Annotated in this window: 11 protein-coding genes and 1 pseudogene; 4 read left to right on the top strand and 8 right to left on the bottom strand. The window is 65.3% G+C overall.

Annotated features, from left to right (window positions below; all coding sequences use genetic code 11):
* Positions 1 to 3 precede the first annotated feature (3 nt).
* The 3 genes and pseudogenes from BLU88_RS07630 to BLU88_RS07620 all read left to right on the top strand — a co-directional run bounded on the left by BLU88_RS07630 (position 4) and on the right by BLU88_RS07620 (position 3,026).
* Positions 4 to 1,364, top strand: a pseudogene (locus BLU88_RS07630) (APC family permease).
* A 346-nt stretch (positions 1,365 to 1,710) separates the two neighbouring features.
* Positions 1,711 to 2,058 (top strand): PadR family transcriptional regulator, encoded by a 348-nt coding sequence (locus tag BLU88_RS07625; protein ID WP_092012034.1) that lies wholly within the window; start codon positions 1,711 to 1,713, stop codon positions 2,056 to 2,058.
* Positions 2,055 to 3,026: an HAAS signaling domain-containing protein gene (locus BLU88_RS07620; RefSeq protein ID WP_092012032.1), complete on the top strand. Its 972-nt coding sequence runs from the start codon at positions 2,055 to 2,057 to the stop codon at positions 3,024 to 3,026. Before BLU88_RS07625 ends, BLU88_RS07620 begins: the two co-directional genes overlap by 4 nt.
* Positions 3,027 to 3,082: 56 nt before the next feature.
* On the opposite strand, the gene BLU88_RS07615 is transcribed toward BLU88_RS07620, so the two are convergent.
* The 7 genes from BLU88_RS07615 to BLU88_RS07585 all read right to left on the bottom strand — a co-directional run bounded on the left by BLU88_RS07615 (position 3,083) and on the right by BLU88_RS07585 (position 12,204).
* Positions 3,083 to 4,360, bottom strand: a complete 1,278-nt coding sequence (locus tag BLU88_RS07615; RefSeq protein WP_092012029.1) for a class I SAM-dependent methyltransferase — start codon at positions 4,358 to 4,360, stop codon at positions 3,083 to 3,085.
* A gap of 53 nt (positions 4,361 to 4,413) precedes the next feature.
* Positions 4,414 to 4,695, bottom strand: a complete 282-nt coding sequence (locus tag BLU88_RS07610) for an HPr family phosphocarrier protein (protein ID WP_092012026.1) — start codon at positions 4,693 to 4,695, stop codon at positions 4,414 to 4,416.
* A 121-nt stretch (positions 4,696 to 4,816) separates the two neighbouring features.
* A complete protein-coding gene (gene ptsP / locus BLU88_RS07605) occupies positions 4,817 to 6,487 on the bottom strand; it encodes a phosphoenolpyruvate--protein phosphotransferase (protein ID WP_092017302.1) in 1,671 nt (556 codons plus the stop codon).
* 38 nt (positions 6,488 to 6,525) lie between these two features.
* On the bottom strand, positions 6,526 to 8,655 hold the full coding sequence (locus BLU88_RS07600; protein ID WP_092012023.1) for a PTS fructose transporter subunit IIABC: 2,130 nt from the start codon (positions 8,653 to 8,655) through the stop codon (positions 6,526 to 6,528).
* On the bottom strand, positions 8,652 to 9,794 hold the full coding sequence (locus BLU88_RS07595) for a 1-phosphofructokinase family hexose kinase (protein ID WP_092012019.1): 1,143 nt from the start codon (positions 9,792 to 9,794) through the stop codon (positions 8,652 to 8,654). Before BLU88_RS07595 ends, BLU88_RS07600 begins: the two co-directional genes overlap by 4 nt.
* Positions 9,791 to 10,585, bottom strand: coding sequence for a DeoR/GlpR family DNA-binding transcription regulator (locus BLU88_RS07590; RefSeq protein WP_092012016.1), 795 nt, complete (start codon positions 10,583 to 10,585; stop codon positions 9,791 to 9,793). The genes BLU88_RS07595 and BLU88_RS07590 overlap by 4 nt, the downstream gene beginning before the upstream one ends.
* Before the next feature lie 242 nt (positions 10,586 to 10,827).
* Positions 10,828 to 12,204, bottom strand: coding sequence for an MFS transporter (locus BLU88_RS07585; protein ID WP_231939670.1), 1,377 nt, complete (start codon positions 12,202 to 12,204; stop codon positions 10,828 to 10,830).
* Between the two features lie 304 nt (positions 12,205 to 12,508).
* On the opposite strand from BLU88_RS07585, the gene BLU88_RS07580 reads away from it, so the two are divergent.
* On the top strand, positions 12,509 to 12,919 hold the full coding sequence (locus tag BLU88_RS07580) for a universal stress protein (RefSeq protein ID WP_092012013.1): 411 nt from the start codon (positions 12,509 to 12,511) through the stop codon (positions 12,917 to 12,919).
* 120 nt (positions 12,920 to 13,039) lie between these two features.
* On the opposite strand, the gene BLU88_RS07575 is transcribed toward BLU88_RS07580, so the two are convergent.
* On the bottom strand, positions 13,040 to 13,837 hold the full coding sequence (locus tag BLU88_RS07575) for a 5'-nucleotidase, lipoprotein e(P4) family (protein WP_092012010.1): 798 nt from the start codon (positions 13,835 to 13,837) through the stop codon (positions 13,040 to 13,042).
* Position 13,838: the final 1 nt, after the last annotated feature.

Genomic DNA, 13,838 nt, shown 5'->3' with positions numbered 1-13,838 from the left:
ACGATGTCCCATTCCAAGCACACCGCAACCGCCGAAGACACCGGTGAGACCCACCTGAAGCGTGCGCTCGGGGTACCTTCACTCGTCTTCTTCGGCCTCGTCTATATGGTTCCGTTGACGGTCTTCACGACTTACGGAATCGTCACCCAGGTCACCGGGGTCGCGTCCCAGCTGCGTACGTCATCACCTTGCTGGCGATGGTGTTCACCGCCAGGTCATATGCGAAGATGGCCGCCGCGATGCCGTTCGCAGGGTCCGCATACACATACACGCAGAAGAGCTTCGGAGCCGGGATCGGCTTCGTTGCCGGCTGGGCGCTGCTTCTCGACTATCTGTTCCTGCCGATGATCAATTATCTCGTCATCGGCATCTACCTCAGCGCGGCGTTTCCCATGATTCCGGCTTGGGTCTTCGTGGTCTCTGCCATTGTTCTCGTCACGGTCCTCAACGTCGTCGGAATCGTCTCGGTCGCGCGCGCCAACATCGTCATCATCGCTGCTCAAGCAGTTTTCATCGTCGTCTTCGCGGCACTCGGCATCGCATCGTTCACCGGCTCCGGTTCTGTCGACCTAGCCGCTCCGTTCACCGGTGACGGCTCCGCACCGGGATTCGACAACGTCATGGCCGGCGCAGCGATTCTGTGTCTGTCTTTCCTCGGGTTCGACGCGGTCTCGACTTTGTCCGAGGAGGCCAAGGATGCGAAGAAGGCAGTCCCTCGTGCCATCGTCATCGCCACTGTCACGGGCGGGCTCATCTACATTGTACTGTCTTATCTGGCTCAGCTGGTCTACCCTTCCAACCAGTTCGCAGATGTCGATTCGGGCGCGCTCGACGTCATGGCTGCGGCCGGCGGCGAATTCCTCACCGCCTTCTTCACGGCCGCCTACGTCGCCGGAGCGTGCGGTTCCGCTCTGACCTCCCAAGCGTCGGTCTCACGCATCCTTTTTGCGATGGGTCGAGACGGAGTGCTGCCGAAGAGCTATTTCGGTCACCTGTCACCGCGCTTTCACACGCCCACGATTGCGACTCTGACTGTCGGCGCAGTCTCTCTGCTGGCGCTCGCCGTCGACCTGGCCTTCATTTCAGAGATGGTCAGCTTCGGTGCGCTGATCGCGTTCTCTGCCGTGAATCTATCGGTCATCAAACATTTCATCATTGACGAGAAGAATCGTGGTTCACGTGCAGTTCTGAGTTCTATCGTTCTGCCGGGAATCGGATTCTGCCTGACACTGTGGCTGTGGACGAGCCTGTCTCCGCGGACCCTGCTCGTCGGCGCCATCTGGTTGGTTCTCGGAGTCGGATACCTCGCCTTCGTCACACGGGGCTTCCGTCGGCCGACACCAATGCTTGATCTCACTGACTGACGTTCACTTACTCAGCTCGACGTCCACGCGATCACCCTCGACACGATCTGGCTCGTCATCGGCGCTGTCATTCTCGCCGTGACGCCGAAGGGCTTTCGTGCTCAGCCCGCGGAGCCGGCTGCCATCCACGTCCCCACACCTGCCAGGCACAGGCCTGAGGTTTGGTACACCCTGCCCCAATATGCACACCGAGGAACCCGATCAGCTGAGAGGAACCTGTACCAAAACGGCTGTCGACGCCGGTGGTCTGCTGTGGAGTACGCTGCACCGTATTTCACCGCACCGCCACGCAGCAAAAATACCCCGCCTCTTGTAATAGTGTGTGACGCACACTATCGTGTGATGCATGAACGAGGATGACGCAAAGGCACTGGCCACCCACGAACAGGAGCTGCGACGCGGCACCGTGGTCTTCGCCAGCCTCGTCGCCTGCAGACGCCCGCAGTACGGCTACTCCCTGCTGACGACGCTGACGGAAGCGGGCATCCCCACCGAGGCCAATACCCTCTATCCCCTGCTGCGTCGGCTCGAGAAGCAAGGTCTGCTCTCATCCGTTTGGAACACCGAACAAGCTCGACCCCGCAAGTACTACACCCTCACCGACAGCGGCGCCGAAGTCGCCGCCGCACTGCACAGCCACTGGCTCGAACTCAACTCCAGCATCACAAAGCTCTGGAAGGACGGCACACCATGAGTGCGCTCACCGAAATCTACGTCGACAACGTCATCCGCCACCTCCCCGAGGACTCACGGCCCGACATCGCCGCCGAGATCACCGCAACGATCGACGACATGGTCGACGCCCGCCTCGGCGAGGGTTCGGGCTCATCCCCGGATCGCACGGAGACCATCGAACGCGAAGTTCTCGAAGAACTCGGAGATCCCGTCGCGCTGTCGCGAGAGTATTCGAACTCCCCGCAGCACCTCATCGGCCCCAACTCCTATCCGCTCTACATCTGGGCGCTGCGCTGGGTGCTGCCCATCGTCGGTCTGCTCGCGGTGCTCACGAATGTCGTGACCACCATCGCCCTCTCCCCCGAAGCCCGGATCGGCGAGATCATCGGCAAGTCGGTCGGCAATACCGTCATCGCCCTCCTGACCGCGTTCGCCGCCATCACGATCATCATCGCCCTCGGCGATCACGGAATGGACGGCGGAGCAGCCGCAGCGATGCGGAAACGACAGCCGGGCAAGTGGACTGTCGATGACCTTGACCGACGCGATTCCCGCGGCAGACAGATCCGCGCCGAGGCGGGACTCGGGCTGGTCTTCATCATCGCCTTGGCAACGGTCCCGTTCATCCCGACCTCTCTGTTCTACGTCGAGCACCTCAACGACGGTGAGACTTTCATCAATCCGGGCCTCGGCTTCGGTTGGCTGGCAGGCTACTGGGGCTTCCTCGCGCTCATGGCCGCAGTCGAGGTCATCAGACTCACGACCGCCTCGGCGGCACCGGCGCTGGCGCTCATCAGCGGACTCATCGACGTGGCCATGGCCGTCTTCCTCACCGTCGCTCTGCTCACCCAGCAGGTCCTCCACCCCGAACTCACGAACACCGCGAACACCGATGTCCAGCAGATCATCATGGTCGCGGCCATCTGGATCATCACCATCTGGGACCAGGTGAGCACGTGGAGAATCCATCGCCGCAATCGTCGGTGAGGGTGTGCGATTGGGACGGCGACCCGCCGACCCGAGCGCACAGCTGCAGAGAGATCTCAGTCGCGGCGGCTGGAGATGACAGTGAACTTCTTGTTCCGGGCCAGCTGCTCGCTGGGTCCGATGATCGTTTCGAGACGAGCCCGGTAGCGCAGATGGGAATTGAACACCGTGAGCACCTGCCCGCCCGGAGCCAGATGCTCGGCGGCCGTCGCCATGAGCGCCGCGGCCGTCTCGGTCTCGATCGCCGTTCCCTGATGGAACGGCGGATTGAGCAGGATGAGGTCGAATTGGCCCAGACCTGCGAGCGCCGGCTCCTCCGGATCGGCGGCATCACCGAGGATGATGTCGACGCCGACCCCGTTCGCCTTCGCTGTGGCCCTCGCCGAGGCGACCGCCGCCTTCGACACATCGACGCCGAGTCCCGTATTCGCCCCCGAGGCCCGCACGGCCACGGTGAGCAGCCAGCCGTTGCCGCAGCCGAGGTCGAGCACGGATTCCGGCGCCTCGTCGGCGAGCAGTCCCAACAGAGAATCGATGAGCAGCTCCGACCCTTTGTCGCTCTTCGTCCCGGCGAAGCAGGCCCCATGGGCACGGACTTCGAGCTCGCCGACACCGCGTTGGGAGATCACCCCGCGACGGGGGAAATCCGACAGGCTCGGAGAGGACAGGGGGCGGCTGCCGATGATCATCCGGTGTTTGCCGACCCCCGGCGAGACATCGACGCGGCCGAAGCCGCGAGCAAGCTCCTTGTTGACGCCGCGGCTCATCGCATCGCTGCGGCCGATGACGATGATGGTGCTCACGAACGGCTGCAGCATCGCGATCATCTCGGTGAGCGCATTCATCGCCTTCGGAGCGTTGACGACGGCCCAGGTCTCCCCCACAGCGAGTTCGGCCAGTCCCCCGATCTCACTGAGCTCGGTCACGGCCAGCACGGGGGCCGCCTCGGTGTCGGAATCTCCGGCGGCACCCGCGGACTCATCGGCTCCGGCCAGAGACTCAACCGCCGCGGCCAGGGCCCGCGTCTCGTCGACGCGGTCGTTGTATGTGCACACCTGCGTCAGACGACTGAGGAGGGTCGCCTGCAGACCATGTGCATCATCGATGAGGATGAGGTTTTCAGGGACCTCGGATGAAAGTTCCGCGTCGATGAAGGCACCGGCCGCATCACGACCGGACACGTCGAGTTCGCGCAGGCGGCGACCGAGGATGTATTCGACGAGCATGCGCGCCTGCGGCACGCCGGGCATGTCGATCAGCTGGGGGAATTCCGCCAGCAGGTCCCGACTGCGATGAGCGGCGGCAGAGTCAATGGGCAGCAGGGAGGCGGACATTCGATCAGTCTAAACTGAGCGGACCGCTTGCCGCCTCCTCGCGTGCGTGCCGCTCAGCCTTCAGCGTCGTGGTCGGTCTCGATGAGCTGCTTGAGCTGGGCCAGCGTTTCGTCGGCTCCGTCACCCTCAGCGCGCAGAACGACCTTCTGACCGTACTCTGCGCCGAGACCCATGAGCGAGAGCACGCTGGCCGCGTCGAGGGCGTCCTCTGCCGGTTCGCCCTCCAGCGCGATGGTGATCTCGAGGTCAGAGTCCGCAGCGGCCTCGGCCAGCAGAGCTGCTGGACGGGCATGCAGACCGACGGTGCTTCCGACTGTTGCGATGGTCTCTGCCATGAGGTGTCCTTTCTTGTCGGACCGCCCGCGGTTCGGTCGGTCCGGTGCTTCGGCGTTGCCTGTTGGTGGTGTCTGTGGTGGGGCTGAGTATGTCACGGGCTCGCTCCCCGACGGCCGACCTTCACAAGCCGAGCTCGGTGAGGATCGGCAACGCGGCTCGGACCGTGGCCTTCGCATCGATCGGACTGCGTGCCGCGAGTGCGCTGCGAGCGATCTGCTGCGCCTGGTCCAGGGTGAGACCGGCCAGCACCTCGGCGACAGCGGGCAGGGCCCGCGGTGCCATGGACAGGCTGGTGGCTCCGAGCCCGACGAGCACGACGGCCAGTGCCGGATCGGCAGCGGCCTCTCCGCAGACGCCGACTGATTTCTCGGCTGCCGCGCCCTGAGCGGCGGTCATGCCGATGAGCTGCAGAACCGCAGGCTGCCACGGGTCGCTGAGTTCGGCCAGACCGCCGAGCATGCGGTCGGAGGCCATGACGTACTGGGTCAGGTCATTCGTGCCGATGGACGCGAACTCGACTTCGTCGAGGATGGCGGCCGCCTGCAGCGCTGCCGAGGGGACTTCGACCATGACACCGGCGGTGGACAGGCCCGCCGCATGGACGAGTTCCGCGAACTCTCGGGCTTCCTCGGCGGTGGCGATCATCGGAGCCATGACGTGGACGGTCACCGCATGGTTCGCTGCGGCGAGCGCGATCGCCTCGAGCTGACGTTCAAGGACGCCCTGGGCCCTGCGACTGGTCCGGAACCCGCGCACACCCAGGGCCGGGTTCGGTTCATCGGCATCGGTGAGGAACGGCAGAGGTTTGTCGGCTCCGGCGTCGAGGGTGCGCACGACGATCTTGTGATCGTCGAAGGCCGCGAACACCTGCCCGTAGGCCTCGGCCTGCTCCTCGACGTTGGGTTCGGAGTCGCGATCGAGGAAGCAGAATTCGGTGCGCAGCAGGCCGACGCCTTCGGCACCGGCGGCCGCCGCTGCCCGGGCCTGGGCTCCGTCGCCGACATTCGCACGCAGCGGAATCCGTGTGCCGTCACCCAGCAGACAGGGTCCGGTGAAGGACTGCAGACGGCCGGCCGTCTCCGTCCACGCCTCGACGAGGCCGGTCTCCTGCGCACCGGGTTCGGTGCGCAGGACGCCGGCGCCGCCGTCGAGGAAGACGGGGGTGCGGTCGGTGATCTCGAGAACTCCGGCGGCCGCGACCACGGCGGGTATGCCCAGTGATCGGGCGAGGATCGCCGTATGGCTCTGTGGTCCGCCTTCCGCGCAGACGAGTCCGATCACGAGTTCGGGGTCCAGGGTCGCGGTGTCGGCGGGGGCGAGATCGGTGGCGATGAGCACAAAGGGCTCGGTCGAGTGCGGGATGCCGGGTGCCGGCACTCCGCGCAGGTGGGCGACGAGGCGGGCACGGACATCGAGGACATCGGCTGCTCGTTCGGCCATATAGCCGCCGAGCTTCTCCAACTGCGCAGCGGTCTCCGCGGCCACCGTCCAGATCGCGGTCTCCGCGTCGGTGTCTGACAGGCGTTTGATCGCCGTCTTCACCAGAGTGGGGTCCTTGGCCATGAGGGCGGTCGCCTTGAGCACGTCGCGGGCGTCTCTGGTGACGGATTCCGCCCGCTCACGCAATTCGGCGTGGACCGCGGCCGAGGCCTCTCGGATCCTGTTCGCCTCCGCCTCGGGATCGGCCGGGGCGGGCTTCGCCACGGGTGCGGACACGGGTGCGGGCATGTTCAGCGCCAGGGCGATGACCCGTCCGGGTACGACTCCGATGCCTGAGAACTCTGCGGACATCTCCATTTCTTCCTCTCCTGCCTCTCCGGTGAAAGCGTTCAGACTCGCGTGGCGTCAGCGTTCGACGATACAGGTTCGGTCGGCTTCGCCTCGTCGGTCGAAGCCGATCCAACGGTCGACGCGGCTGCGGTCACGGTCGCTGCGGACGGGTCGGTCGCCTCGGCGAGGCCTGCCGCTCCGCCCTTGCCGACGAAGATCTTGAGCGTGAGCACCAGCACGGCGCTGGTGATCGTGCCGACGACGACGGAGAGCAGGAACAGCAGGAACGAGTCGATGGCGAAGAAGACGAACACACCGCCATGCGGGGCCTGGCTGGTGACGGAGAACGCCATCGTCATGCCGCCGGTGACACCGGCTCCGACGACCGAGGCCGGGATCACGCGCAGCGGATCGGAGGCGGCGAAGGGAATCGCGCCTTCGGAGATGAACGCAGCACCGAGCAGCCAGGCGGCCTTGCCGTTCTCCTTCTCCGCTTGGGAGAAGCTGCGTGGACGGACAGCCGTGGCCAATGCCATGGCCAGGGGCGGAACCATTCCGGCGGCCATGACCGTGGCCATGATCTCCCACGGCACGGGGTTGTCGACGGAGCCGGCGGCGAGCCCGGCGACGGCGAACGAATACGCGACCTTGTTGACGGGGCCGCCCAGGTCGACGGCCATCATCGCGCCGAGGATGAGTCCGAGGACGACGGCGGCGGTTCCGGTCATCGAGCTCAGCCAGGCGTCGAGGCCCTTGGTCAGGGCGCTGATCGGCCCGCCGAGGACCATGAACATCAGCCCCGAGGAGACGAGGGAGGCCACCAGCGGAATGATGACGACGGGCATGAGTCCGCGCAGCCACCTCGGTGCGGCGAAGGAACCGATCCAGTGGGCGATATAGCCGGCCAGCAGTCCGCCGATGATGCCGCCGATGAAACCGGCGCCCATGAGCACGGCGACGGCACCGACGGTGAAGCCGGGGGCGATTCCGGGGCGGTCGGCGATGCCGTAGGCGATGTACCCGGCCAGGGCGGCGACGAGGAAGCTCATCGACAGGTTGCCGATCTGGAAGGCCACGGCACCCAGGTAGGCGCCGACGGGTCCGAGGGCCAGGTCGCCGTATTCGGTGGGCAGGTTCCACAGGGAGCTGCCCAGGACGATGTCCTCGGAGTAGTCGGGGATGTCGAATCCGCCGAGGAGGAAGCCCAGGGCCATGAGCAGACCGCCGGCGGCGACGAAGGGGATCATATAGCTGACGCCGGTCAGCAGCACGCGCTTGAGTTGGCCACCTATGCTTTCGCGGGAGCCGGACTGCGCGTCGGACGAGTCGTCTTCGGCGGCGTGAGCGGCGGCCAGCCTGCGGCCGTTGGGGGCGTCCGCCTCGGCGAGGGCCTGTGTGATGAGCCCTTGGGGATCGTCGATTCCGGCCTTGACGGGCACCTGCACATAAGGTTTGCCGGAGAACCGGGCCTTGTCGCGGACATCCACGTCGACGGCGAAGACGACAGCATCGGCGGCATCGATGACGGATTGGTCGATCGGAGTCGTGCCGCTCGATCCCTGGGTCTCGGCGACGACGTCGATGCCCATCTCGGCTCCGGCTTGGGCGAGGGCGTCGGCAGCCATATAGGTGTGGGCGATTCCCGTCGGGCAGGCCGTGACGGCGACGACGCGGCGGGGGCGGTCGGCCGACGCCGGTGCGGTCGCCTCGGTGCTGGTCGGCTCTTCGGGTGTCTCGCGCAGGCCGAGGGCGGTTTCGACGAGGTCGACGACTTCCTGCTCGGTCGTCGCCGCACGCAGGGAGGCGACGAAGTCCTTCTTCACCAGCGACCGGGCAAGCTTCGACAGCAGCTTGAGGTGGTCCTTTCCGGTGCCCTCGGGAGCGGCGATCATGAACACGAGGTCGGCGGGGCCGTCCTTGGCGCCGAAGTCGACTGGCGGGTTCAAGCGAGCCATTGCGAGGCTGGGTTCGGTGACCGCCTCGGTGCGGGCGTGCGGGATGGCGATTCCTCCGGGAACACCCGTCGGGGTCTTCTCTTCGCGGGCGGTCGCCGCGTCCGCCAATCCGTCTGCGGAGTTCGCGCGGCCGTGTTCGGCGATCATGGCGGCCAGAGCGCGGATGACAGCGGACGGCTCCGTCCCCTGATCCGCGTCGAGGACCACCAGGTCCGTTGTGATCAGCGATGTCATCGTGCCTCCTCGGCTTCGGGGGCTGTGCCCTCATGTCGGTGGAGCGAGTGGTCTGCGGAAGTCGCCGAAAGCACTGCGGGTGTGCCTGCTGGTGCTGCCGCAGAAGTCTCCAGCGGCGTCACGGTCACCGCGTCGGTCCGGGCGGCCACCGGGCTCGGCACTCCGGTGCCGCGCAGCCGGGCGGCTGCGGCTCCATAGGCGACGGCTCGGGCCAGGGCCGCATCGGGTTCACGGCCGCCGATCAGACCCAGCAGGTACCCGGCAAGGGTGGAGTCGCCCGCGCCCACGGTGCTCACGACCTCCATCGGCGGATGCTGGGCATGCCATGCAGTCTCCGGCTGAGCGAGGACTGCGCCGCCGGCACCCAGGGTCGCAAGGATCGACCGCGGGCGGGGGCCGTGTACGTTGAGCAGGGTCGATGCAGCGCGAGCCGTGAGCTGCGGTGATGATTCCAGCCTGTCGGCGATCGCGTGCAGCTCGGCGGTGCCGAGGGGTTCGGCTGCGTCACGGGGTTCGACAACGTCGCGGAGACCGGCGGCGCGCAGAAGTCCGGCGGCGTGGAGGAGCTCGGCGAGTTCTTCGGCATTGGGCTTGATGAGATCCGGTGAGGCCGTCAGGGCCGCAGCCAGGGGAGCACCCGAGGTGTCGACGACGATCAGCGGCGGGGCAGGAAGCTCGCGGATGCGTTCGATGGCGCGAGCGTAGAAGTCATCGTCGACTCCTGGTGGCAGCGAACCGGCCAGGACGACCCAGCTCGCGTCTGTTGCCTGCTCGGCCATGAGGTCGAGCAGTGCGTTCTGAGTCTGCGAGCTCAGAGGCGAGCCCGGTTCGTTGATCTTCGTCGTCGTCCCATCGGGCTCGGTGACGGTGATATTGGAGCGCAGCGGGGTGCCGGTGGGAACGGAGCGATGGGCCAGTCCGATCGTGTCGAGTCCGGTGAGCACTGGGTCGTCGAGGTCTCCGGGGAGGACCGCCAGGGTGTCACGGTCGGCGGCCGCGACGGCACGGGAGACGTTGACTCCCTTGCCGCCGGGCTGCTGTCCGGCCCAGACGGCGCGCTGCACCTGGCCGCGGAGGACCGGACCAGACAATTCGATGGTGCGGTCGAGACTGGGGTTGGCGGTGAGGGTGAGGATCATGGAGTGACGACCTCGACTTCCGCAGTCTCCAGATGGGCTGCCAACGGTTCTTCCGGGGCGTCGTCTGTCATGAGGACATCGATCTGGTCAAGTTCGGCGAACCGCACCAGGGAGACGGCATCGAACTTCGCGGAGTCGGCGAGCACGGCGACCCGCCGTCCGGAGTGCACGAACGCCGACTTCGTCGCCGCCTCGTCGTGGTCGGGTGTGGAGACGCCGTTGTCACTGAGTCCGTTGGCCCCGAGCACCGCAAGATCGACTCGGTGACCGTCGATGGCCGTGATCGTCTGCGGTCCGACCATGGCCCGGGTGACCGGTCGGAATCGGCCGGGGAGGACGAAGATCTCGACACCGGGCGCGCCGGCCAGGCTGTCGATGGCGGACAGGGAGTTCGTGATGACACGCAGCTGTCGCGGGGCCTGCCCGGCGGCGAGTCGGTCATGGGCTTCGTCTGCGATGGCACGGGCGAAGGCCGCGCAGGTCGTGCCGCCGTCCACGGAGATGCTCATCGTCTCCTCCAACAGGCTCAGCGCGGACCGTGCGATCGCGGTCTTCTCATCGAGATTGTGGATCTCGCGGTCGTCGAAGGTCGGCTCTTCAAGGCTGTGGGGACGGCAGGGAACCGCTCCCCCGTGGACGCGCTGGAGGGCTCCGACCTTTTCGAGTGCGGCGAGGTCGCGTCGGACGGTCTCCGTGGTGATGTCGAAATCGGCGGCCAGGTCGGTGACATTGACCCGTCCAGCCTCGCTGACCAGTTCAGCGATGCGGCGTTGCCGTTCTTCAGCGAACACGTCCGGCCCTTTCCTTCGCGCGGCTCAACGTCGATACGGACGGACAGCTGCGTGGATATCTGTTGGTTCGACCGATTTTAGGGCTCTATTCACGCAACGTCAATCACATTCCAACACATATCCACGTATTCCCACATGACGGCCGGATCAGATGACGAGTGCCCCAGAACTCAGCGTTCTGGGACACTCGTCGTTCACGGTCGGGGGTGGGCCGCCTCGGCGATGGGTCGGTCGTCTGGCGATCAGCTGCCGATGCGCTTGTACGCCGAGGAATCGGCGTTGTCGATCGTCGAGTGTTTGCGGTTGTCGTGCATGAAGGCCACGGCGACGAAGCCGACGATCGCGATGACGACGACGTAGACGGCGAACCAGGTGCCGATTCCGGCGTTGCGGAACCACAGCGCAACGTACTCGGCGGAGCCGCCGAAGAGCGAGTTGCCGATCGCGTAGGTGAAGCCGACGCCGATTCCGCGGATGTGGGCTGGGAACATCTCGGCCTTCACGATCCCGGAGATCGAGGTGTACATGCTGATGAACGCCATGGCGATGACGATGAGGATGCCGGCGGTGATGACGGAATCGGCCTTGCCGATCAAGCCCAGCAGCGGGACGGGCAGCGCAATCATGCCGATGACGAAGATGAGCATGTTGTTCTTGCGGCCGATCTTGTCCGAGATCTTGCCGGCGATGGGCTGCATGACGACGAAGATGAGCAGGCAGATGGTCATGAGGTCGGCGATGGAGCCCTTGTTGAAGACTGCTTCGCCCGGGGTGCCTTCGTTCTGCAGGAGCAGGAACTTCTGCATGTACGTGGTGAAGACGTAGAAGACGAGCGATCCGACGCTGGTGATGCCGAGGACGACGAAGAAGGCCCGCGGGTGGCGCAGCACCTCGCGGAAGCTGCCGGAGTTCTCGTCCTTGCGAGTACCCGCCGAGGTGGTCTCCTCGAGTCCGCGGCGCAGCCACAGGGAGACGATCGCGGCGGCGGCGCCGATGGCGAAGGGCAGTCGCCACCAGCCGGCTTCGATCTGGTCGGTGCCCAGCGTGTGGGTCATGACCACGGCCAGCAGGCTGGCCAGCAGCTGGCCGCCGATGAGGGTGACGTACTGGAAGGAGGAGTAGAAGCCGCGTTTGCCTTCGGTGGCGACCTCGGACATGTAGGTGGCGGTGGCACCGTATTCGCCGCCGACGGCAAGGCCCTGGATCATGCGCACGATGAGCAGCAGGATCGCGGCCCAGGAGCCGACGACCGCGCTTGTGGGCAGCAGTGCCATCATCAGCGAACCGGCGCACATGAGCAGAATGGAGATGAGCATCGAGTTCTTGCGCCCGAGGCGGTCGGCGGCGCGACCGAAGATGTAACCACCGATGGGACGCATGAGGAAGCCGACGAAGAACACGCCGGCGGCCTGCATCAGGGACAGCGCCTGGTTGTCAGCGACGAAGAACTGGTCGGCGAAGTAGACGCTGAAGAAGGCGTAGATGTAGAAGTCGAACCATTCGACGAGGTTGCCCGACGATGCAGCCATGATGGCCTTGACCGTCTGCCATTCGGACTTCTTCTGCGTGTGGCTCTCACCGGCTTTCGCCTGGCCGAGGCGCGTGTTCTGATCTGTCAATGCTTCTTCTTTCTCACTCGTACGCGGCGCATAAAGCGCCCAGGTCACCTTACTGCCGTACCGGCGGAACCGACGATTCGGTCGGTAATCGAATGCTGCGCCCCGATCCCCGATTCCACGCGGTTTTCGCGCAGATACAGTGCAGAAGCCCTCGATGGCGAGAGGCCCGCCTCCGGTCGGGTGAGGAAGATCTCAGTCGAAACTCTCCTTCTCTCTCCCCACAGAGTGAACTGCCGCCCGTCCGAACAGGGCGGATATGCTACTAATTGAGAGAGCTTCGTCCAATGTCGCACCAGGAGAGATCATGACAATCCTCGTCGGTTATTCCCCCTCGCCCGAAGGCAAGGCCGCTGTCGAATTCGGTATCGAACAGGCCCGCGCATTCGACGATGTCCTCGTCGTGCTCAACGCCGGAATCGGAGAGACTCCCGACGAGCGCGGCGTCGCCACCAGCAAAGACATCGAGGAACTCAAGGAGACGCTGAAGTCTTCCGAGGTCTCGCACGAGATCCTTCAGTTCCTCCGCGGCAATGATCCCGTCGAGGAGCTCCTGGCCCTCGCCGAGGCGACCGCCGACACCCGCATGATCGTCATCGGTTCACGTCGACGCTCTCCCGTCGGCAAGCTCATCATGGGCTCGACGGCCCAGCGGATCATCCTCGACTCCGACGTCCCCGTCGTCTCCGTCAAGGTCGACCGGAGGAGTAAGAAGTAGTCGCGCACCGGTTCGCAGGAACGAGAATGCCCCGCACTGTCGTCAGTGCGGGGCATTCTCAATGGGATCGCTGCTTGGGTCGGCGTTCAGCCGGGCCCGCGGTCGGTTCGCAGACCGACTTCAGTCATCAGCGCGAACCGGTGCTTCCCATTCGTCCAAGTCGGATTCGCTCCAGTCACCATAAGTCGGATTGGGCAGGACGATCCATTCGGTGCCGAACTTCGCACGGTTCTTCTCCACCAGTTTCCTCTGTTCGTCGACGGACGTGTCTTCGAACGCACCGTCGAAATCGTGGAGGGTGTCACCGAGCTGCATGAGCAGCGTGTGGTTCGATTCCACCTTCGCGCGACGTTCGTCCTTCGGCGGGCCAAGCAGCATCACGTGTTCGTCATCGGCCTGGGGCAGGCCCAACTTGGCGATGGCTTCGACATTCGCCGCCCGATTCTCCTCCGTCCGGTCCGAGACGTAGTAGATGTCGACTCCGAGCTGGTCGGCGTGTTCGAAGAATTCCAACGCACCGGGGATCATGGTTGGCTCTCCGTTCTCCTCCCAGTCGTCCCAAGTGTCCCAGCCGCTGAAGTCGTGGCACTCGGCGATGTCGCGAGCCAGCAGCTTCGAATTGTCGATGGCAGTCTCGTCGAGATCGGTCATGATGGCCAGATCCTCATCATCTGGAGCAGCAGCGACGGCTCTGTCGAGCTGGCGTGTTGCCATCTCGTAGGTCTGGCCCTGCAGAGCCATGGCTTCGGCGCTCTGCTGCTGCCATTTCACACCCATGGTGTATTTCGAGACGTCGCAGTCGTCCGAAGACTCAGCAGTATTCTCCCCGGTGTTCGGACCCGAATTGAGGATGTATCCGATCACCCCGACGATGAGCACGAGCAGAATCGTCAGGCCAGGAACGAGGGCCTTCTTCATT

It is taken from the genome of Brevibacterium siliguriense (assembly GCF_900105315.1).
Taxonomy (GTDB): Bacteria; Actinomycetota; Actinomycetes; order Actinomycetales; family Brevibacteriaceae; genus Brevibacterium; species Brevibacterium siliguriense.
The sequence above is the reverse complement of the archived record's forward strand: the minus strand, read 5'-3'. Positions and strand labels throughout refer to the sequence as shown.

Coding starts and splice junctions, on each gene's coding strand:
- BLU88_RS07575 (WP_092012010.1), bottom strand. CDS start 13,837: ATGAAGAAGGCCCTCGTTCCTGGCCTGACGATTCTGCTCGTGCTCATC.
- BLU88_RS07600 (WP_092012023.1), bottom strand. CDS start 8,655: ATGACATCGCTGATCACAACGGACCTGGTGGTCCTCGACGCGGATCAG.
- BLU88_RS07610 (WP_092012026.1), bottom strand. CDS start 4,695: ATGGCAGAGACCATCGCAACAGTCGGAAGCACCGTCGGTCTGCATGCC.
- BLU88_RS07625 (WP_092012034.1), top strand. CDS start 1,711: ATGAACGAGGATGACGCAAAGGCACTGGCCACCCACGAACAGGAGCTG.
- BLU88_RS07580 (WP_092012013.1), top strand. CDS start 12,509: ATGACAATCCTCGTCGGTTATTCCCCCTCGCCCGAAGGCAAGGCCGCT.
- BLU88_RS07620 (WP_092012032.1), top strand. CDS start 2,055: ATGAGTGCGCTCACCGAAATCTACGTCGACAACGTCATCCGCCACCTC.
- BLU88_RS07595 (WP_092012019.1), bottom strand. CDS start 9,794: ATGATCCTCACCCTCACCGCCAACCCCAGTCTCGACCGCACCATCGAA.
- BLU88_RS07615 (WP_092012029.1), bottom strand. CDS start 4,360: ATGTCCGCCTCCCTGCTGCCCATTGACTCTGCCGCCGCTCATCGCAGT.
- ptsP (WP_092017302.1), bottom strand. CDS start 6,487: ATGTCCGCAGAGTTCTCAGGCATCGGAGTCGTACCCGGACGGGTCATC.